At 73.0% G+C, this 20,502-nt stretch carries 17 protein-coding genes and 1 tRNA gene; 6 read left to right on the top strand and 12 right to left on the bottom strand.

The annotated features are described in order from the left end of the window. Window positions 1–80: 80 nt before the first annotated feature. The 8 genes from def to ACWEMJ_RS18745 form a co-directional block, all read right to left on the bottom strand. The gene (gene def, locus ACWEMJ_RS18780) at window positions 81–713 is read right to left on the bottom strand and encodes a peptide deformylase (RefSeq protein WP_452138172.1); all 633 of its coding nucleotides are present in this window, start codon (window positions 711–713) and stop codon (window positions 81–83) included. A 92-nt stretch (window positions 714–805) separates the two neighbouring features. Continuing rightward, window positions 806–1,789, bottom strand: a complete 984-nt coding sequence (locus ACWEMJ_RS18775; protein WP_452138171.1) for a tetratricopeptide repeat protein — start codon at window positions 1,787–1,789, stop codon at window positions 806–808. Window positions 1,790–1,917: 128 nt separating this feature from the next. After that, window positions 1,918–3,240, bottom strand: a complete 1,323-nt coding sequence (locus tag ACWEMJ_RS18770; protein ID WP_452138170.1) for an HD-GYP domain-containing protein — start codon at window positions 3,238–3,240, stop codon at window positions 1,918–1,920. Then, entirely contained in the window at window positions 3,237–4,631 is a 1,395-nt protein-coding gene (locus ACWEMJ_RS18765) for an HD-GYP domain-containing protein (protein ID WP_452138169.1), read from the bottom strand. The genes ACWEMJ_RS18770 and ACWEMJ_RS18765 overlap by 4 nt, the downstream gene beginning before the upstream one ends. A 178-nt stretch (window positions 4,632–4,809) precedes the next feature. Continuing rightward, window positions 4,810–5,169: a mycothiol system anti-sigma-R factor gene (gene rsrA, locus ACWEMJ_RS18760; protein WP_452138168.1), complete on the bottom strand. Its 360-nt coding sequence runs from the start codon at window positions 5,167–5,169 to the stop codon at window positions 4,810–4,812. Next, window positions 5,166–5,816, bottom strand: coding sequence for a sigma-70 family RNA polymerase sigma factor (locus ACWEMJ_RS18755; protein ID WP_452138199.1), 651 nt, complete (start codon window positions 5,814–5,816; stop codon window positions 5,166–5,168). The genes rsrA and ACWEMJ_RS18755 overlap by 4 nt, the downstream gene beginning before the upstream one ends. Before the next feature lie 344 nt (window positions 5,817–6,160). After that, the gene (locus ACWEMJ_RS18750; protein ID WP_452138167.1) at window positions 6,161–6,781 is read right to left on the bottom strand and encodes an alpha/beta hydrolase family protein; all 621 of its coding nucleotides are present in this window, start codon (window positions 6,779–6,781) and stop codon (window positions 6,161–6,163) included. Window positions 6,782–6,808: 27 nt separating this feature from the next. Continuing rightward, the gene (locus ACWEMJ_RS18745; RefSeq protein ID WP_452138166.1) at window positions 6,809–7,546 is read right to left on the bottom strand and encodes an SOS response-associated peptidase; all 738 of its coding nucleotides are present in this window, start codon (window positions 7,544–7,546) and stop codon (window positions 6,809–6,811) included. A 98-nt stretch (window positions 7,547–7,644) separates the two neighbouring features. Between ACWEMJ_RS18745 and ACWEMJ_RS18740 the strand changes: the two genes are divergently transcribed. The 5 genes from ACWEMJ_RS18740 to hisN all read left to right on the top strand — a co-directional run bounded on the left by ACWEMJ_RS18740 (window position 7,645) and on the right by hisN (window position 11,999). Next, window positions 7,645–8,349: a M50 family metallopeptidase gene (locus ACWEMJ_RS18740; RefSeq protein WP_452138165.1), complete on the top strand. Its 705-nt coding sequence runs from the start codon at window positions 7,645–7,647 to the stop codon at window positions 8,347–8,349. Between the two features lie 28 nt (window positions 8,350–8,377). Next, window positions 8,378–9,697 (top strand): 3-phosphoshikimate 1-carboxyvinyltransferase, encoded by a 1,320-nt coding sequence (aroA, locus tag ACWEMJ_RS18735; protein WP_452138164.1) that lies wholly within the window; start codon window positions 8,378–8,380, stop codon window positions 9,695–9,697. 16 nt (window positions 9,698–9,713) lie between these two features. Then, entirely contained in the window at window positions 9,714–10,769 is a 1,056-nt protein-coding gene (gene rsgA / locus ACWEMJ_RS18730) for a ribosome small subunit-dependent GTPase A (protein WP_452138163.1), read from the top strand. Between the two features lie 89 nt (window positions 10,770–10,858). After that, complete coding sequence (locus ACWEMJ_RS18725; RefSeq protein WP_452138162.1) at window positions 10,859–11,182, top strand: DMT family transporter; 324 nt, start codon at window positions 10,859–10,861, stop codon at window positions 11,180–11,182. 19 nt (window positions 11,183–11,201) lie between these two features. Next, entirely contained in the window at window positions 11,202–11,999 is a 798-nt protein-coding gene (gene hisN, locus ACWEMJ_RS18720) for a histidinol-phosphatase (RefSeq protein WP_452138161.1), read from the top strand. Window positions 12,000–12,135: 136 nt separating this feature from the next. Here the strand turns inward: hisN and ACWEMJ_RS18715 are convergent, their stop codons facing one another. The 4 genes from ACWEMJ_RS18715 to ACWEMJ_RS18700 all read right to left on the bottom strand — a co-directional run bounded on the left by ACWEMJ_RS18715 (window position 12,136) and on the right by ACWEMJ_RS18700 (window position 19,702). Beyond that, window positions 12,136–14,052 (bottom strand): tetratricopeptide repeat protein, encoded by a 1,917-nt coding sequence (locus ACWEMJ_RS18715; RefSeq protein WP_452138160.1) that lies wholly within the window; start codon window positions 14,050–14,052, stop codon window positions 12,136–12,138. Window positions 14,053–14,403: 351 nt separating this feature from the next. Further along, window positions 14,404–16,419, bottom strand: a complete 2,016-nt coding sequence (locus ACWEMJ_RS18710) for a glycosyl hydrolase family 18 protein (protein ID WP_452138159.1) — start codon at window positions 16,417–16,419, stop codon at window positions 14,404–14,406. 263 nt (window positions 16,420–16,682) lie between these two features. Further along, window positions 16,683–16,756 (bottom strand) — tRNA-Met (locus ACWEMJ_RS18705). 57 nt (window positions 16,757–16,813) lie between these two features. Further along, window positions 16,814–19,702 carry a UPF0182 family membrane protein gene (locus ACWEMJ_RS18700; RefSeq protein WP_452138198.1) on the bottom strand — a complete coding sequence of 963 codons (2,889 nt, stop codon included), beginning with the start codon at window positions 19,700–19,702 and terminating at the stop codon, window positions 16,814–16,816. A gap of 171 nt (window positions 19,703–19,873) precedes the next feature. Between ACWEMJ_RS18700 and ACWEMJ_RS18695 the strand changes: the two genes are divergently transcribed. Next, entirely contained in the window at window positions 19,874–20,434 is a 561-nt protein-coding gene (locus ACWEMJ_RS18695) for a PPA1309 family protein (protein ID WP_452138158.1), read from the top strand. Window positions 20,435–20,502: the final 68 nt, after the last annotated feature.

Here is a 20,502-nt window from a genome sequence, read left to right as displayed (position 1 = left end):
GACGTCTGGTCAGGACTGTAGGGGGTGGGGCACAACAATGGGGCGCATCCGAACCACTGAAGCGATTCTGTGACAATCGATCAGTCGTTCGGAACCGTGGCGTACTTGGGAGTCCCCTCCGCCATCTGTCGCAGGGCGTCCTTGCGGTCGCGCTTGGAGAGGCGGTCGATGTAGAGGTACCCGTACAGGTGGTCGGTCTCGTGCTGGAGGCAGCGGGCGAAGAAGCCGGTGCCCTCGACCCGGATCGGGTTGCCGTGCTTGTCCTGGCCGTTGACGGCGGCCCAGCCCGGGCGGGCCAGCTCCTGGTAGGCGGTGGGCACCGACAGGCAGCCCTCCTGGCCGTCGTCCAGCATCCGGCGGCCCGCGGGGAGCTCCTCCAGCACCGGGTTGACGACGTGTCCGACGTGGCGGACGCCGTCGTCGTCGGGGCAGTCGTAGACGAAGACCTTCAGGTCGACGCCGATCTGGTTGGCGGCCAGGCCGACGCCCTCGGCGGCGTACATCGACTGGAACATGTCGTCGACCAGGGCGGCGAGGTCGTCGTCGAAGGCGGTGACGGTCTGCGTCTCGCGGTGCAGCACCGGGTTGCCGACCACGGTGATCGGGCGGGCGGTGCCCCTGCCGAGGTCGGGCAGGTCGCCGACCACCCGCTGGACGTCGCCGCCCGGGTGCTCGTGGTCGTGCTCGTGCTCGTGGTCGTGGTGCTCGGCCATCGCTTGTGTTCCGCTCCGTCCGCGTCCGGCTGGTGTACCGGTCCAGGGTACGGGGCGGGGCGGCGCGGCCGGGCACCTCGGGGTCGGGAGGGTCAGCACACCTCTTCGAGGTCGCGGTAGGCGCGGGTGGCCGGGGAGGCGGCGACCCAGCGCTCCAGCAGGGTGCGGACCAGTCCGGCGGGCGCGGCGATGCCGCATTCGCGTTCGATCTGCCAGGGGCCGCCGGCCGAGCCCTGGCTGAGGTGGCTGAGGTGGCCGGGGTGCAGCGGGTCGCCGTCGTCGTGCGGGTCGTGGTGCGCGGTGTGGCCGTCGTCGATGGCCATCCGGGACTCCGAGCAGGTGCGGCACAGCAGCCGCACCGAGGACGTCCAGTCCTCGGCGGCGTACCCGGCGTCGGCGACGGTCTTCTCCAGCGCGTCCCGGTCGGCGGCGGTGGCCGCCTGCAGCAGCACCACCCAGGTCGGCACCGGGGAGGGCGCCCACAGCTCGATCTCGTCGAACACCGGGTAGGCGACGCCGTCGGCGACCCGCTCGCCGTGCGGCGCGCCGTCGTGCAGCACCACTTCGCCCCAGCGGCGGCCGGAGGACGGCAGCGGGATGGACAGCACCTCGATCCGCGCCGGGTCGAGGCGGCGGCCCCACACCACCTCGGACTCGCCGTCCGGGGACAGCCGCACCGGGGTGGTGCCCAGGTCGAGCTCGATCGGGCCGTCGGTGCCGGGGCCGCCGGGCAGCCGCAGGCCGTACGCCTGCCAGGCGCGGCGGGCCAGCGGCCAGTCCTGCAGGGCGGTGGCGGTGATGCCGAGGTTCCACCAGTCCGGGGCGCCGTGCTGGCGGTCGAGCAGGGCGACGGCGCGCAGGCCGGCGCTGCGGGCCTGCTCCCAGTCGCGGCGGAACTTGTGCAGCAGGGCCAGGTTGAACCAGGAGTCGGACAGCCACGGCTCCAGGTCGGCCGCCATCACCAGCAGCGCCCCGGCGTCCTCGTACCGGCCGTCGCCGATCAGCGTGAACGCACGGTCGGTGGTCTGCCGCCAGGTCGCCGACGGACGGTGCCGTGCGCGGTGGAAGATCCTCACGTTGGTCCCTTGCCGTCGGTCGTCACCGGGTCGCCCCGCCTCCGGGTCTTCCCGCCACGACCGCATCCAACCACGCCCGCCGCGGGCCGCGCGCCCCGCGCGGCCATTCAGGCCGCGGGGTGCGGGGCTCATCGGGCCGCGAACCGGCAGCGGGCCGCGCGGTGGCCGCGGCGGCCGAGCCGGGCGAGCGCGTCCAGCACCACCGGGTCGTAGCCGCGGCCGGCGTCCAGCCGCAGGTGGTCGAGCGGGTCGAGGGCGCCGGCCCGGGGCCGGTCGGCGGCGGCGGTGCGCAGGTCGTCGTGGGCGTTGGCGACCCGGATGATCCGGGAGGCCAGCGGCAGGGTGGGGTCGTGCCGGCCGTCGTCGAGGCGGCACGGGTCGGCGAGCCGGGCGACCTGCTGCCAGACCTGCTTGGGCACGCCGGTGCGCCGGATCACCTCGCTGCCGAGCCGGGCGATCCGCTGCTGCTCGTCGTCGGGCAGCAGCGCGGTGGCCCCGCCGGGGACGGGCTCCACCAGGGACAGCTGGCCGATGTCGTGCATCAGCGCGGCATATTCCAGCAGCGTCAACTCCCGGCTTCCGAGGCCGAGTTCGCGCCCCAGGGCGCACGCGGTGTCGGCCACCCGGCGGGCGTGCCCGGGGGTGGTGTAGCCGGCGATCTCGGTGGCCCGGGCGAGCGTCTCGATGGTCTGCCCGGTGGTGGCCCGCACCTCGACGGCCCGCCGGAACGAGGCCTGGGCGAGCAGCAGCGGCACGCAGAACACCGGCAGCGCCCACAGCCCGGCCTCGCCGGCCAGCAGGCTGAGCAGCAGTCCGGTGGCGACCTGCGCGGAGCCGATGCCGAGCAGCGCCCGCAGCTGGTCGTCGAGCGCGGCGCTGTACCGCAGCCCGGTGCGGGCCCGCTGCTGCCCGGCCGCCAGCACGGCGTCGCCGAGCGCGGCCAGCGCGGCGACGGCGGCCAGCAGCGCCCCGTACGCGGGGCCGGGCAGCCGGTCGGTGGCGCCGGAGTCGTACAGCGGCTGGAACAGCAGCGCCGCGAAGGAGACGGTGACCACCCGGCGGGCGGCGGCGTCCAGCCCGCCGGGCGGGGTGCGCGGGCGGCGGCGGACGGCGGCCAGCGCGGCCCGCCCCGCCCACTGCGCGGCCAGCCCGACGGCGGTGCCGGCCGCGGTGACGGCCGTGGCCTGCAGCACCCCGTGCGCGGTGGGCAGTCCGTGCAGCGGCCCGAGCAGCGCGTACGCCAGGGCGACGGCGGTGGCCACCGGCGCGGGTTCGCGGTCGCCGGGCAGCGCGGGCCCGGCGCACTGGCCGAGCGCGATCAGGGCGGTGAACGCCAGCGCCACCTGGGTCTGGCTGGTGCCCGCGGCGAGCGCGTGCGCCAGCGCTCCGCCGCCGAGCAGGACGGCGGCCGCGTGCGGCAGCTCGGCCGGCCCCGGCCGGCGCAGGCTCACGTGGTGCCGCCGACGGGCCGGGCCGGCCCGGGCTGCTGCGGCAGCCGGGCCGGTTCGGGCACCCCGAGCGGGATGTCCGGCACCTCGCCGTCCCAGCCGCCGGGCGGCGGCGGCTCGGGCTGCCAGCCGTGCTCGGCGACGGCCTCCACCAGGGCCCGCACCATCACCGGGTCGAACTGGCTGCCCGCGCACCGCTCCAGTTCGACGACGGCCTCCTGGACGGGCCGGCCGCGCCGGTAGGAGCGGGTGGAGGTCATCGAGTCGAAGGCGTCGGCGACCGAGATGATCCGGGCGAACTCGGGGATCCGCTCGCCCGTCAGGCCGTGCGGGTAGCCGCGGCCGTCCATCCGCTCGTGGTGGTGCAGAATGCCGTCCCGCCCTTCGCCGAGGAAGTCCAGCTGCCGCACCAGCTCGTGTCCGAACACCGGGTGCACCTCGACGGCGCGCCGCTCCGCGCAGGTCAACGGCCCGTTGCGGCGCAGCAGTTCGGTGGCGACGGCGAGCTTGCCGACGTCGTGCAGGGTGCCCGCGAAGTGCAGGGTGCGGACGCGCTCCTCGGCCAGGCCCAGCTGGCGGGCGATCAGCACCGAGGCCCGGCCGACGCGTTCGCTGTGGCCCCGGGTGTAGGCGTCCTTGATCTCCACGGCCTGCACCAGCGCCTGCACGGTGGCCCGGTGCGCGGAGCGTTCCCGGTGGCCCTGGGCGGACAGCCAGGCGGTGATGGTCAGCGGCAGCAGCCCGAGCACCGCGGCGAACGCCCCGTACGGGCCCTGCCACAGCACGGCGACCATCAGTCCGCCCGCGCCGTGCAGCAGCGCCGCGGGCGCCGCCCGGTGCAGCTTGCGGATCACGCCGTGGCCGGCCGAGCCGCAGGTCAGCCGCACCATGCCGGCCACCAGCACGCCGTTGACCAGGCAGAACGTCAGGATCGCGGCGAGGGCGCCGAGGGCCGCGCCGGGGAAGCGGGTGCCCAGCAGCAGCCGGGAGCCGCCGAGCAGCCGGAACACCTCGGCGGAGCAGGCGGCGGCCAGCGCCAGCTGGGCGGCGTTCCACACCCGGCGCAGCGCGCGGGGCCGCTGGGCCGGGCCGAGCAGCGCCCCGGGCAGCGCGACCAGCGCGGCGGCGGCGGGCGGCAGCATCAGCACGCCGGCGAACAGCACCGGGAAGAAGCCGCTGCCGCGCGGGTCGGCCGGGGCCTCCCGGGCGGGCCGGCCGCGCAGCCACCGCCACACCCGGGCGCACGGGGTGCGAGCGCCCTGGGCGAGCGACTCCAGGCACAGGTGCAGCAGGGAGAGCAGCCCGATCCGGGGCCAGTCGAGTTCCGCCGCTGTCGCCGACAGCGGCAGCAGCGCGGCGATCGCCGCCGTCAGCACGGCGGCCAGATAGGCCACGGCCCGCCCCGGCAGGGCGATGCGCTCGCATTCGCTGGCGATCTCGGCCTCCCCAGCCCGAACCGGGCCCTCCGACGTGAGGACTCGTCAGAGAATAGGGCCCGGCCACCCGGACGGGACGCACGATCGCCAATAGCCGCAGCCGGAGCAGCGACAGCTCACCCGATCGAGTGAGTAATCACTCCGCGGTGGCGACGGCGGAGCCGTGACCGGCCGATCCCTCGACCGTCATCTCCATCGTGACGGAGGACACCTCGACCACCGGCTCGTCGCCGGGACGCTGGCCGGCGCGGATCGAGTCGATCCGGGCCAGCACCTTCGCCCGGAGGTCGGAGGGCGTGTCGTCGCAGCCGCACGAGCGCTTGATCAGCGCCTTGATCGCCTGCTCCAGGCCGTACTTCTCCAGGCACGGCGAGCACTCGTCGAAGTGCACCCGCAGCTTGGCGCAGTCGCCCTCGGGCATCTCGTTGTCGAGGAATTCGTAGAGGTGGTCGAGCACCTCTCCGCACTCGGTCTCGTGCGGATCGCCGCAGCTCATGAGCGCGCGCCCTTCGCATCGTGCCCTGCACCGGTACCGGCCGGGACCAGCCCCCGCTCGCGGGCGTAGTCCTCCAGCATGCCGCGCAACTGTCGGCGGCCACGGTGCAGTCGGGACATCACCGTACCGATGGGTGTACCCATGATGTCCGCGATCTCCTTGTACGCAAAGCCCTCGACGTCCGCGAGGTACACCGCGATCCGGAACTCCTCCGGAATGGCCTGCAGGGCGTCCTTCACATCGCTGTCCGGCAGGTGGTCGAGCGCCTGCGCCTCGGCGGAGCGCAGCCCCGTCGACATGTGCGACTCGGCGCGCGCCAGCTGCCAGTCCTCGATCTCCTCGGCCGCGGTGCGCTGCGGTTCGCGCTGCTTCTTGCGGTAGGAGTTGATGAACGTGTTGGTGAGGATGCGGTACAGCCAGGCCTTGAGGTTGGTGCCCTCGCGGAACTGGTGGAACGACGCGTACGCCTTGGCGAACGCCTCCTGGAGCAGGTCCTCCGCGTCGGCCGGGTTGCGGGTCATCCGCAGCGCCGCCGAGTACATCGGTTCCAGGAAGCCCAGCGCGTCGCGCTCGAAGCGCTCCCGCCTGGCCTCCTCGCTCTCGTTCTCGGACACCCGGAAGGTGTCCTCGCCGATCACCTCGGCCAGTTCGTCGCCGGTGAGCTGTTCGCCCTCCGGACGGCCCTGGTCGGTGCCTGAAGCACCCGACACGGCCGCGTCATCGGTCCCGACGACCGGACCCACCTCCTCGCTCAGCTGCACACGGCCCACCACGGGCCGACCCGCAAGCGAGGATATCGGGCTCACCGGCTTCTCGCCCGCGGCAACCCACTGCGACCAGTCCGGCACGAGCGACGACTCGGCCGCCCGCTCGTCGGGCCGTTCGGGGCACGCGATCGAAACCATGGACGCTGCCTTTCCACCGGGAGACGTTCTGACGACTCGTGCAACCGCGTGCGGCGACCAGACATTCCCGGGCTCCGGCCCCGGCTTCAGAGCCAGCCCGCGACGGCCTCGGTGATCGTCCGCAGTGCCGCGTCCTGGCTCAGCGGCGCCTTCTTCGGCACCTTGAACCCGTGGGAGCCGTACGGCACTTCGACCAGGCGGTGGGTGTCGGGCAGGGCCGGGAACTCCTCGGGGGCGCCGAAGGTGTCCGCGCCGCCCTGCACGACCAGGGTCGGCAGGCCGGTCTCCAGCAGCTCCCCGGCGCGGCTCTTCTCCGGGCTGCCGGGCGGGTGCAGCGGGAAGGCCAGCGCCAGCACACCGGCCGCGCCGAGGCCGGCGGAGGTCCGGCAGGCGACCCGGGCGCCGGCGCTGCGGCCGCCCGCGTACACCGGCAGGCCCTCCTCGGCGGCGGCGGCGAACTGCGCGGGCCACCCGGCGTCGAGGGTCTTCGGGGCGGGCGCGAGCTTCTTCCCGGCCACCCGCCAGGGCTGCTCGGCGAGGACGACGGTGACGCCCGCCGCGGGGAGCGCGGCGGCCAGCGCCTGCAGGTCGGGGGCCTCGATGCCGCCGCCCGCGCCGTGGCCGAGCAGCAGGACGGCGCGGGGGGCGGCGGCCCGGTGCCAGTGGAGCCGGGCGTCGCCGGCGGGGGTCTCGATGATCCGCTGCATGGCGCCGAGCGTATAGAGGGGACGCGCTCAGAACAGCGTGGTGCGGTCGTCCTCGGTGAGTCGCCTGGTCAGGCCGGGGTGGTTGGTGCGGATCGAGCCGACCTCGTCGGGCACGGCGTGGATGCGCAGCTCGCCGGGCGGCGGCGGGGTGAGGTCGGCGGTCTCGGCATGGGGGTCGAGCCAGGCGTCCCAGCGGTCGGGGCCGAGGTACAGCGGCATGCGTTCGTGGACGGGGGCGAGCAGCGGTTCGGCGGCGGTGGTGACGACGGTGCAGGTGACCAGCCAGGCGTCGGGGTGGTCGCCGGGCACGGCCCGGTTGCGCCAGAACTCGTAGAGGCCGGCCAGGGCCAGCGGGGCGCCGTCGGCGCGGGAGACGAAGTAGGGGCGGCGGGGCGGGCGGGAGAGGTCGTCGGTGGGCGCGGTCTGCCACTCGTAGTAGCCGTCGACGGGTATCAGGCAGCGCCGCGAGGCGAACGCCTGCCGGTAGGCGGGCTTCTCGTGGACGGTCTCCGCCCGGGCGTTGATCATCTTCACCGCGGTGTCCGGGCTGCTCGCCCAGGCGGGCACCAACCCCCAGCGCAGCACCCGCAGTTGGCGGACCGGCCGGCGCTCGCCGCGGGGCGCCCGGTCCAGCACGACGAAGGCCGACGCGGTGGGCGCGACGTTCCAGCTGGGAGCCAGCGTCTCGGCCGGGTCCCACTGCCGGACGCCGAAGTACCGCACCAGCTCGGCGGGGTCGGTGGAGGAGGCGAAGCGGCCGCACATGCCGTTCAGCTTGCCAGAGCAGAACCGGCCGCTGGTCGCCGTCCGTCCTTCCGTGAAACGCTGCCCGCCCGGACGACGGTGATCGGAGGCCCACCGACATGGACTTCGTACGACTGTGGGACCACGCGACGGCCGTGCAGCCCGGCCCGCCGGCCTGGCTGGTGTGGGCCACGGCGGCGGCGGCGCTGCTGGCGGTGGCGGTGCGCCCGGTGTGGCGGCTGAGCCGGACGGTGGTGACCATCGCGCACGAGGGCGGGCACGGCGTGATGGCGCTGCTGACCCGCCGCCGGCTGGCCGGGATCCGGCTGCACTCGGACACCTCGGGGCTGACCGTCTCCTCGGGGCGGCCGACCGGCCCGGGCATGGTGCTGACGGCCGCGGCCGGCTACCCGGCGCCGTCGCTGCTGGGCCTGGGCGGGGCGGCGCTGCTGTCCACCGGCCGGACCACGGCGCTGCTGTGGATCGGGACCGCGCTGCTGGCGGCGATGCTGCTGACGCTGCGCAACCTGTTCGGGGTGCTGGCGGTGCTGGCGACCGGCGGCGCGTTCCTCGCGGTGTCCTGGTACGGGAGCGCCGAGTGGCAGGGCGCGTTCGCCCACCTGGGCGTGTGGTTCCTCCTGCTGGCGGGGGCGCGTCCGCTGGTCGAGCTGTTCTCCACCCGGCGGGGCGGCGGCGCGGGCGGCTCGGACGCCGACCAGCTGGCCCGGCTGACCGGCGTGCCCGCGACGGCCTGGACGCTGCTGTTCCTGGTGGTGGCGCTGGCCTGCCTGGTGCTGGGGGCGGCCTGGCTGCTGCCCCGGTAGCGGCATCGGGCCTCATAGACTGGGCGGCATGACCGACTCCCTGTGGCCCGCTCCCGTCGCCACCTCCGCCGTGGACGCCACGGTGACGATCCCCGGCTCGAAGTCCGCGACCAACCGCGCGCTGGTGCTGGCCGCCCTCGCCGACGGCCCGGGCTGGGTGCGCCGCCCGCTGCGCAGCCGCGACTCGCAGCTGATGGCGGACGGCCTGCGGGCCCTGGGCGTGACGGTCGAGGAGACGGTGAACGAGGCCTCCGGCGGCACCGGCGGCGGCGAGGCCTGGCGGGTCATCCCGGCCGAGCGGCTGCGCGGCCCGGCGCAGGTGGACGTCGGCAACGCCGGCACCGTGATGCGCTTCCTGCCGCCGCTGGCCACCCTCGCGGACGGCCCGGTGCACTTCGACGGCGACCCGCGCAGCCACGAGCGCCCGCAGCACGGCGTGATCGACGCGCTGCGCGCCCTCGGCGCCCGGATCGACGACGGCGGCCGCGGCGGCTTCCCGCTGACCGTGCACGGCGCCGGCGCGCTGGACGGCGGCCCGGTCGAGGTGGACGCCTCGTCCTCCTCGCAGTTCATCTCGGCGCTGCTGCTGTCCGGCGCCCGCTTCAACAACGGCGTGGAGATCCGCAACGTCGGCGCGACGGTGCCCTCGCTGCCGCACATCCGGATGACCGTCGACATGATCCGCAAGGCCGGCGGCCAGGTCGACGCCCCCGAGGACGGCGGCGAGAAGGACGTCTGGCGGGTCACCCCCGGCGCGCTGATCGGCCGCGACCTGGTGGTCGAGCCGGACCTGTCGAACGCCGCCCCGTTCTTCGCCGCGGCCCTCGCCACCGGCGGCCGGGTCGTCGTCCGGGACTGGCCCAAGCACACCTACCAGCCCGGCGACCAGCTCCGCGAGATCTACACCGCGATGGGCGGCTCCTGCCAATTCGTCGACGAGGGGCTGGAGTTCACCGGCACCGGCAAGATCCACGGGATCGAGGTGGACCTGCACGACGTGGGCGAGCTGACCCCGGTGATCGCCGCCGTCGCGGCCCTCGCCGACTCCGAGTCCCACCTGTACGGCATCTCCCACCTGCGCCTGCACGAGACCGACCGGCTGGCCGCGCTCGCCAAGGAGATCAACGACCTCGGCGGCGACGTGTCGGAGACCGAGGACGGCCTGCGGATCCGCCCCCGCCCGCTGCACGGCGGCGTCTTCCACACCTACGAGGACCACCGGCTGGCCACCGCCGCCGCCGTCCTCGGCCTGGTGGTGGACGGCGTCCTGGTGGAGAACGTGGCGACCACCGCGAAGACCCTGCCGGACTTCCCGCAGATGTGGGCCGACCTCCTCGGCCAGGGCTGACGGGAGGATCACGAGCATGCGCCGCTACGGCAAGGACGCCGACGAGGACGACATCCGCAGCCGCCCGGGCCGCCGGGGCTCCCGCCCCCGCACCCGCATCCGGCCCAAGCACGAGGACGCCGCCGAGGCGATGATCCTCACCGTGGACCGGGGCCGGATGACCTGCCTGGTCGACAGCGGAACCAAGGACGAACGCCTGGTCACCGCCATGAAGGCCCGCGAACTCGGCCGCAAGGGCGTGGTCGTCGGCGACATCGTCAACCTGGTCGGCGACCTCTCCGGGGCCCCCGACACGCTGGCCCGCATCGTCCGCGTCGAGGAGCGCACCTCGGTGCTGCGCCGCACCGCGGACGACGACGACCCGTACGAGCGGATCGTGGTCGCCAACGCCGAGCAGCTGGCCATCGTCACCGCGCTCGCCAACCCCGAGCCCCGCCCCCGGCTGATCGACCGCTGCCTGGTCGCCGCGTACGACGCCGGGATGGAGCCGCTGCTGGTGCTCACCAAGTCCGACCTGGCGCCCGCCGACGAGCTGCTGGAGTCGTACGCCGCGCTCGGCATCGACTACGTGGTGACCCGGCAGGACGAACTGGAGACCAGCGGCGCCGAGGCCGTCCGCGAGCACCTGCGCGGGCGGACGACCGTGTTCATCGGGCACTCCGGCGTCGGCAAGACCACCCTGGTCAACGCGCTCGTCCCGGAACGGCAGCGGACCACCGGCCACGTCAACGCCGTCACCGGCCGCGGCCGGCACACCACCGTCTCCGCGCTCGCCCTGCGGCTGCCCCCGCCGCCCGGTGCGAAGCCCGGCTCCAAGAAGGCCCTCGACCCGGGCTGGGTGATCGACACCCCCGGCTTCCGGTCCTTCGGCCTGTCCCACATCGACCCGTCCCGGGTCATCCACGCCTTCCCCGACCTGGAACCCGGCACCGAGGACTGCCCGCGCGCCTGCTCCCACGACGAACCCGACTGCGCGCTGGACGCCTGGGTCGCCGACGGCCACGCCGACCCGGCCCGGCTGTACTCGCTGCGCCGCCTGCTCGCCACCAAGGAAGCCCACGAAGGCGACTGAGAGTTCACACAGCCGACGAGTCGCCCGGCCCTGCCCACTGGGTAACGATAGGAAGGTCACACCGTCCTACCTGACAGGGAGTCAACCCGATGGCATGGGCCATGGTGATCCTCGCCGGTCTGCTGGAAACGGGATTCGCGGTCAACCTCAAGCTCAGCCACGGCTTCACCAAGCTCTGGCCCACCATCAGCTTCTGCCTCTTCGCCCTCGGCTCCTTCGGCCTGCTCACCCTCTCCCTGAAAACCCTCCCGGTGGGCAGCGCCTACGCCGTGTGGACCGGCATCGGCGCGGCCGGCACCGCACTGTACGGAATCGTCTTCCTCGAGGAGTCCTCCTCCACCCTCAAGCTGGTCTCGGTCAGCCTGGTCATCGCGGGCGTGATCGGACTGCAGCTCAGCGGCTCCGGACACTGAGTCCGCTAGGGTTCGGGGCATGGCCGACTACCACGACGATCTCCGACTCGCCCACGTCCTCGCCGACTCGGCCGACTCGGTCACCATGGAGCGCTTCAAGGCACTCGACCTCAAGATCGAGACCAAGCCCGACCTGACGCCGGTCAGCGACGCCGACAAGGCCGCCGAGGAACTCGTCCGCTCCGTCCTGCAGCGCGCCCGCCCCCGCGACGCGGTGCTCGGCGAGGAGTACGGCCTGCAGGGCTCCGGCCCCCGCCGCTGGGTGATCGACCCCATCGACGGCACCAAGAACTACGTCCGCGGCGTCCCCGTCTGGGCCACCCTGGTCGCCCTCCTGGAGGAGCAGCCCGACGGCGAGTTCGCCCCCGTCGTCGGCATCGTCTCCGCCCCCGCCCTCAGCCGCCGCTGGTGGGCCGCCAAGGGACTCGGCGCGTTCGCCGGCCGCAGCCTCGCCAAGGCCCAGCGCATCCACGTCTCCAAGGTCTCCCGGCTCGCCGACGCCTCCCTCTCCTACTCCTCCCTCAGCGGCTGGGAGGAGCGCGCCCGGCTCGACGCCTTCCTCGACCTCACCCGCAAGTGCTGGCGCACCCGGGCCTACGGCGACTTCTGGTCCTACATGATGGTCGCCGAGGGCGCCGTCGACATCGCCGCCGAACCCGAACTCTCCCTCTGGGACATGGCCGCCCCCTGCATCGTCGTCCAGGAGGCCGGCGGCCGCTTCACCGGCCTCGACGGCATCGACGGCCCCACCGGCGCGGACGCGGTCGCCACCAACGGCATCCTCCACGAAGCGACGCTGCGCTCGCTGACCGTGTGAGAGAGAGCAACCCCGGGGGCGCGGGGAACTGCGCGAAGGGGAACGCGCCACGTCCGCAAGATCGCGACGCAGGACAATGACCTGCACTTGATCGCGACCTTACGGACGTGACTTGCGCTTGTCGCGCAGTTCTCCTTTACGCGGACAGCTCCGCAGTCATCGCCTCCAGCAACCGCCCCGCCCGCTCCGCGACCTCCGCAGGACCGTATTCCGCGGCGCGCTTGCACCAGTTCTCGGCCTGCACGGCCTCCCCCCGCCGCAGGGCGAGCAGCGCGAGCCGGAGCGCGGCGCGGCCGTGGCCGGCGTCCGCGGCGCGGGTGTACCAGAGCATCGCCTCGGCCTCGGAGTCCTGGCGCGCCAGCAGCAGCCCGAGGTTGAACGCCGCACTGCGGCTCCCGCCCTCGGCCGCGCGCCGGTACCAGCTCTCGGCGATCTGCAGCGCCCCGCGCTCGGCCGCCCGGACCCCCATCCGCACCTGGGCCCGCAGGTGCCCCGCGTCCGCCGCGACCGCGTACCAGTGTTCGGCGTCCGCGTCGGCGTCCCCCCGCCGGTCGAGCAGCGAGGCGAGCCGGAAGGCTCCCTCCGCGGAGCCGCCGTCCGCGGCCTGCCGGTAGCGGTCGAGCGCGCCGACCAGGTTGCCGCGCTGTTCCTGGACGACGGCGAGCTGGAGCGCGGCCTCGCCGTGCCCCTCGGCGGCGGCGCGGGCGTACCACTCCTGGGCCTGCCGGGTCTCGCCGCGGCCGGCGTGCAGCACGCCGAGGTTGAACGCGCCGTCGACGGAGCCCGCTTCGGCGGCCTTGGAGAACCAGGGTTCGGCGCCGGACTCGTCGCCGCGCTGGAGCAGCATGACGGCGAGCGCGTTGCAGGCTTCCCGGTGGCCGGCGTAGGCCGCGCGGCGGTACCACTGTTCGGCCTGGGTGTCGCGGCCGGCGCCGGCGCACAGCAGGCCGAGGTTGAAGGCCCCGTTGTGGTCGCCGGCGTCGAGGGCGGCCCGGTACCAGCGTTCGGCGACGGTGTTCTCGCCGCGTCCGGCGTGCAGCGCGCCGAGCGCGTTGGCGGCGGTGCCGTCGCCGGCCTCGGCGGCCTCCTGCCACCATTCGGCGGCGGCGGTGGGGTCGCCGGCGTCGCGGAGCAGGAAGCCGAGGGCGCAGGCGGCGCGGGCTTCGCCGTTCTGCGCGGACTGGCGGTACCAGCGGGCGGCTTCGTCGAGGTCGCCGCGGGCTTCGAGCAGCACGCCGAGGCGCAGCGCGGCGCGGGCGTGGCTGCGGGCGGCGGCGGTGCGGTACCAGGTTTCGGCGGTGTCCTTGTCGCCGGCGGCTTCGCGCATCCGGGCGAGGCGGTAGGCGGCTTCGCGGTGGCCGGAGTCGGCGGCGGCCTTGAACCAGCGTTCGGCGCGGACGTCGCGGCGGTGTTCCATCAGGTCACCGAGGGCGTAGGCGCCGAGCGGGTGGCCCTGTTCGGCGGCGAAGTGCAGCCAGTACTCGGCGGCCTCCTCCTCGCCCTGGTCGCGCAGTTGCAGGCCGAGGGCGTGGGCGGCGGGTGCGGAGCCGGCGACGGCGGCCTGTCGCCACCACTGGCCGGCTTCGGCGCGGTGGCCCTGCTGGTGGAGCAGCACGCCGAGGTTGTTGGCGGCGGCGCGCAGTCCGGCGGCGGCGGCGGTGCGCAGGTAGGGTTCGGCGTCCTGGAGGTCGCCGCGGCGCAGCAGGAGTGCGCCGAGCTGGCTGGCGGCGCCGGGGTCGCCGGCGTCGGCGGAGCCGCGGTGGCGGGCTTCGAGGGCGGCCTGTTCGCGGGCGGCGAGGGCGGTCTCGAAGCTGTCGGCGCCGTCGTCGCTCTCCAGCAGGTCGCGGGCGGAGGCGGTGGCGACGACCTGGTCGGCGGTCAGGTGGACGAGGCTGTCGGGGCCGTAGCCGGACGTGGCGAGGCCGCCCCGGGTGCTGCGCTGCGCGGGCAGGCTGCTGCCCGGTCGGCGGGCGGGTCGGGCACCGGTGTCGCTGTCCGTGGTGCTGTTGGCCGCCAGTCGTTCTCCCGTCCCGTTCTTTCCGATGAGTTTCATGCCGACTCCAGCTCCCCCCGAGTGTCGCGGCATTCGCCTCCGGCCGTCGGCCCGGGGTGGTTCCCCCGGGGGTCGCGCCGGATCGGGCGGCCCGTCAACGGCCGTGCCGCGTCCCCCTGGTGGTCCATCGTCGCATCACCCGCAACCCTCGTACACCTGCTCCGTCCGTTTTGGCGGAGCGGGGCCGAAGCCCGGCGAGATTGCTTCGGCGCTTTGTCGATTTCCCGACACTGAGCCCCACAAACCCCGGCCACGCATCGTACCGGAGTCGATCAACACTCGATGCACACAAGGGCGAAGGCCCGGAGGTGGTTCCTCCGGGCCTTCACTGGAACAGGTGGTGCCGCGGGATCAGCTGACGCTGAAGTCGTCCGCCTGGTAGGAGCCTTGGCCGTACCAGCCGTGCACCCAGATGGTCACCGAGGTGACCGAGGCGCCGGTGGTGAACTTGGTGGACAGCTGCGTCCACGCGCTCCCGCCGGGCGTCCAGGTGGAGCTGTCCGCCCCGGAGCCGGTGACGCCCAGGTAGGCGTAGTTGCCCTTCACCCATGCGGACAGCGTGTAGCTGGTGTTCGGCTTGACCGTGATGGTCTGCTGGCACTGCGCGGTGTCACCGGCACTGGCGTTGCCCTGCAGGGCGTACGAGCCGGTGTGGCCGCCGCTGACCGCGCTGCCGCCGCTGCCGGCGCAGGTCCACGGGCTGAGCGCGCCGGACTCCAGGCCGGGGTTGGCGACGATCCCGCCCCCGCCGGGGCCGCTCGGCGAGGAGGACGGGCTGCCGGACGGCGAACCGGAGGGCGAGCCCGACGGCGAGGAGGACGGCGAACCCGAGGGCGAGCCGGACGGCGACGGGCCACCGCTGTTGCTCGCACTCGGCGACGGGGAGGTCGGCGGGGCGGGGCAGTTGGCGGCCGAGCCGGAGGTGGCCGTCATCAGCGGGTTCAGCAGCGCGGCGTTCGGGTCGTCGTACAGCGAGAACACGAAGGAGCCGCCGAGGCCGTTGCAGTGCGCGTAGTCCAGCTTGGCCTGGATGGACTTGGCGGTCTCCCCGGACCAGAAGTTGGTCCCGTCGTAGAAGTAGGAGGCCTGCGACGCCGCGTCCCAGTACGTGTAGCTGGGGTTGTCGACGACGCCCAGCAGTTCCTTGTACATCCGCACGCCGGCCACGTTGCCGGAGTTCGGCGCGCCCTGCGCGGGCCCGCTCGCGGGCTGGAACAGCCCGTGGTTGGCGCCGGCCGCCACGCCCGTCCAGCCGCGGTAGTACAGCGGGACGCCCATGTTCAGCTTGTTGGCCGGGAAGCCGCCGGGGATGCCGTACGCGGGGTCGCCGACCGTGTACGCCTTGATCGCCTCGTCGATGGAGTACTTGGCGGCGCCCGGCGGGACGGGGTTCGACGGGTCGTTCGGGTTCTCGTAGATCGGCGTCTGGTGGTTGGTCGGGCCCTTCGCCTCCCAGCCGCCGTGCATGTCGTACGTCATCGGGTCGGCGAAGGTCAGGTACTGGGCGATCTTGTCGGTCTCGATGTGCTGGATCTTGTCCTGGCCGGCCGGCAGGGCGGCGGCCAGCGCGTAGCTCTTGCCGTCCGCGGCGCCCTGGGTGTTGAGCTGGCTGCGGAACTCGGCGAGCAGCGCGGTGAAGTTCTGCTTGTCGTTGGGCGAGGCGTGGTTGCCGGTGTGGCCGCCGCCGCCCGGGTACTCCCAGTCGATGTCGAAGCCGTCGAAGATGCCCTTGCCGGTGCCGGGGCCGCCGTAGCCGCCCTGCTGGGGCAGGTTGCCCTTGATGAACATGTCGACGCAGGAGGAGACGAACTTCTTGCGGGAGGCGTCGGTGGCGGCCGCGTCCGAGAAGTACTTGGAGTAGGTCCAACCGCCGATCGACATCAGCACCTTGAGCTTCGGGTACTTGGCCTTGAGCTCCTGGAGCTGGTGGAAGTTGCCCGCGATCGGCTGGTTCCAGGTGTCGGTGGTGTTGTCGACGCTGTTGCCGTTGGCGAAGGTCTTCGCGTAGTCGGCGTAGTAGTCGCCCGCGCCGTCGCCGGCGTTGGGGTTGTTCTCGTCCTGGGAGGCCGCCGAGTTGGCCTCGAAGCAGGTGAGGTCGGTGGGGTGGATGTTGGCGAAGTCGTACAGCAGGTAGTCGAGCTTCCCGGCCATGCCGTTGGTGTCGACGTTCTTCAGGTAGTAGGCGTTCTGGTAGATCGACCACTGGTCGAAGTAGGCCACCTTGATCCCGCCGCTGGTGGCGGGGGCTCCGGTGGTGTTGGCCGGTCCGGCGGTCGCGTCGGGGGCTCCCAACAGCGACATCGCCCCGGCGAGCAGGGTGGCGGCCGCGGCCGTGACGGCCCAGACCCTTCGATTGTTGCGGTGCATGCGGATGTGCCTCTCCTGTCACGTGGGGATGCAGGAAACGCCGTCCGACACCCCGGTCGGGGAGAGCGGCAGACGGGGCATAACACGATCAATTGCCTTTACTGGCATGCGCGTTGCAGCACCACAGGGCGGACGGTGGGGGCCGTCCGTCATGGGCACGACCCAGATTGGACTGGACCACTGGGGGTGTCAACGGGTCTGCACCGGGAAATGGCAAAGGCAAAGGCCCGGAGGCTGATGCCTCCGGGCCTTTCGCTACAGAGTAGCGGGGACAGGATTTGAACCTGCGACCTCTGGGTTATGAGCCCAGCGAGCTACCGAGCTGCTCCACCCCGCGTCGGTGAAACCACTGTAGCACGATCACGGGGTGGACCAACAAATCGGTTTTCCCAGCTCAGCCGGTGGGCGACGGCTGACCCGACGGCGCGGGGGCCTTCTTCTCCGCCGCCACCGCGGCGTCCAGCGCCTTCTGCAGCGCCTGCTGGGCCTGCCCGTAGGCCGCCCAGTCGCCGTTCTTCAGCGCGGCCTGGCCGTCGGTGAACGCCTTCTGGGCGTCCGCCAGCGCCTTGTCCAGCGCCGGGTTCTCACCCGGCGTCGGCGGGGCCGGCGGGGTGCTGCCCGACTCGGCGGGAGGCGCGGGCGGGGTGGTGGCCCCGTCGGCCGCCGCGCCGAGCACCTTGGCCAGCGCCTTGTCCAGGCTGTCCTCCAGCGCCACGTTGTGGTCGCCGTACACCGCCAGCACCTTCTTCAGCACCGGCACCTTCGCGCCGCGCGCCACCAGGTACACCGGCTCCACGTTGAGGATGCCGCCGCCGACCGGCAGGGTCAGCAGGTTGCCGTACACCAGGTCCGAGTCGCTGCCGCTGCGCAGCAGCGTCAGCTGGCGGGCGACCTCGGTGTCGGAGTTGAACTTCGCCTGGGTCAGCGCCGGGCCGAGCGCCCCCGACTCGGAGGACATCCGCAGGATCCGCAGCTTGCCGTAGTCCTCGCCCGGGTCGGCGTTCGCGGTCATGAACGCCGCCAGGTTCTTGCGGCCCGAGGGCACGAACGAGGTGGTCAGCGAGAAGCTGGCCTTCTCGGTGCTCGGCATCCGCACCGTCAGGTAGTACGGCGGCTGCACCTCGTCGGCGTTGACCGTCGGGTCGACCGGCACCTCCCAGATGTCGGTGCCGTTGAAGAACGCCGTGGCGTCCGTCATGTGGTACATCCCGAGCAGGTCGCGCTGCACCTTGAACATGTCCTGCGGGTAGCGCAGGTGCGGCCGCAGCTCCGCCGGGATGTCCGCCTTCGGCTGGACCGTGCCGGGGAACGCCTTCATCCAGGTCTTCAGCACCGGGTCGGACTCGTCCCACTGGTAGAGCGTCACCTCGCCGGTGTACGCGTCGACCGTGGCCTTCACCGAGTTGCGGATGTAGTTGACCTCGTTGACGGCGGTCAGCGTCCGGCCGCGCTGGTCGGTCAGCGAGTCCTTGGTGGCGTCGCCCAGCACCGTCTTGGACGAGAACGGGAAGCCGTCCGAGGTGGTGTAGCCGTCCAGCACCCACATCAGCCGGCCGTTCTCCACCACCGGGTACGGGTCGGCGTCGATCGACAGCCACGGCGCGACCTTCTCCACCCGCTCCTTCGGGGTGCGGTCGTAGAGGATCTTCGCGCCGTCCTTGATCGCCCCCGAGTACAGGATCTGCGGCTCGGCGAACTTCACCGCGAACGCGGCCCGAGTCAGCGGGTTGTCCAACGAGACGCCGCTGCCGCCGGTGTACTGGTACGTCCGGTCGGGCTCGGTGTCCCGGGTGTAGTCGATCTCGTCCATGCCGGGGCCGACGATCGAGTACATCGGCGACTTCTCGCCGTAGTACACCCGCTGCTGGTAGTCGCCCATCGAGCCGGTGGTCGGCAGCGACTGCTGGGTGTAGACCGGGTTGCCGTTGGCGTCCACCTGGTTGCCCTTGGCGGCGACCACGCCGTAGCCGTGGGTGTACTTGAAGTGGTCGTTGATGAAGTTGCGCTGCTGCACGCCCGTCAGGTCCAGCTCACGCACGCCCAGCACGGTGTCCTGGTCGCCGTACCGGTCCACGTCCAGGGTCTTCGGGAACGCGTAGTACTGGCGCAGCGCCTGGTTCTGCTGGAACGTCGGCGAGACCACGTTCGGGTCCAGCAGCCGCAGGTCGGCGATGGTCTGCGCGTCCTGCTTCAGCTTCGTCGCGTCCGGGGTGTTGGCCGCCGGGTACGCCTCCGGCTGGACGTCGGCGATGCCGTACGCCTGCCGGGTCGCGTCGATGTTCTTCTGGATGTACGGCGTCTCCTTGGCCTGCTCGTTCGGCTTGACCTGGAACTGCTGCACGATCGCCGGGTACAGCCCGCCGACCAGCACCGCCGACAGCGCCATCAGCCCGAAGCCGATCAGCGCCGGCGCCCAGGTCCGCCGCACCGGCGTCAGGAAGAACAGCACGGCGCAGATGATCGCCACGAAGAACAGGATCGTCTTGGCCGGCAGGAACGCGTTCGCGTCCACGTACCGCAGACCGGTCCAGCCGCCGACGCCCTTGTACGACTCGCTCTTCACCGCCAGCGCGTACCGGTCCAGCCAGTACGCGCCCGCCTTCAGCAGCACGAACACGCCCAGCAGCACGGCCAGGTGACCCTGCGCCCCGGCACTCGCCCGCCGGCCCGGGCCCTGCAGCCGCAGGCCGCCGTACAGGTAGTGCACCACCGTCGCCGCCAGCAGCGAGACGATCACCGCGCTGAAGGCGAAGCCCAGCAGGAACTCGTACCAGGGCAGGTCGAACGCGAAGAACGAGACGTCCAGGTGGAACTGGCTGTCCTTCTGCCCGAACGGGGTGCCGTTGATCCACAGCATCCACGTCCGCCACTGCGCGCTCGCGGCCGCGCCGGCCGCCAGGCCGACCAGCAGCGACAGGCCGATCAGCAGCCACTTGCGGAACGGCGCCACGCCCATCCGGTAGCGGTCCAGGCTCTGCTGCTCCACCGACATCGCCGCCAGCGGCGGCCGCAGCCGGTACGCCAGCCACAGGTTGAACCCGACGACCAGCGCCATCAGCAGCCCGAACACCGCGAACAGGCCGGCCTTCGCGCCCAGCTGCGAGGTGAACACCGAGCTGTACTTCACCGACCTGAACCACAGCCAGTCGGTCCACAGGCCGGCGAACGTCACGAACAGCAGGAACAGCACGGCCAGCACGCCGACCGTCAGCAGCAGCACCTTCGTCCGTCGCGGCGGCGGCCCGACTCTCGCTCGGAAACCCGGATCGGACCGATCCGGCATCTGGAAGGTCAAGACGCCACCTCAGCTGTTGTTGTCGTTGGGGACGACCGGCAGCGCGCCGTGGACGGGCGGACACCGGTCTCCCAGTGCAACTTAAACAGTCTTTACCGGAGTTCCCGGACACTGCGTCGGAGTTGGAGACGGCCCCCCGGGACATGTGAGGATGGCCCCATGTCCGACTCCCCTGACCTGACTTCCGCCGCCTCCGGCATGCCCGCGGCCACCCCCCTCACCCGGGCCGCGCTGGAGATCGACGAGCACGCCGCCACCCTCGGCTGGGACGGCCCCTCCCGCCTGTTCGCGCTGGTCGACAACGCCCAGATGCGCAAGGCCAACCCGCGGCTCGCCACCCAGCTCGGCCTGGACGACAACCCGACCGGCCTCACCCCGGTCGAGCAGGAGGAGATCCCCCCGGGCACCGAGCTCGACCGCTTCCTCGGCACCATCGCCTGGCCCGACGGCGTGGTGGGCTGCGCCCTGGTCGTCGAACGCCTGATGCTCCCGCCCGGCGCCGAGTCCTCCCGCCCGAAGAACGCCACCGAGCAGGAGATCAACCAGTGGGTGGCGAGCCACCCGCAGCGCCAGGAGGTCCGCATCACCGCCGCGGTACTCCGCGACGGCGCCCGCGAGGTCGCCCTCCGCCTCCGCGAGAAGGACATCGCCCGCGAGGTCCTCACCGGCCCCGACCTGGTCCCCAACCTCACCCAGGCCCTCCTCGCCACCTTCCAGTAGGGCGCGAAAACGGGGGCGCGTGGGGGTACCTCCCGGCCCGCTAGGGCTGGGGGAGAACTGCGCGAAGG

The sequence above is a fragment of the Kitasatospora sp. NPDC004531 genome, from assembly GCF_053602195.1.
The sequence above is the reverse complement of the archived record's forward strand: the minus strand, read 5'-3'. Positions and strand labels throughout refer to the sequence as shown.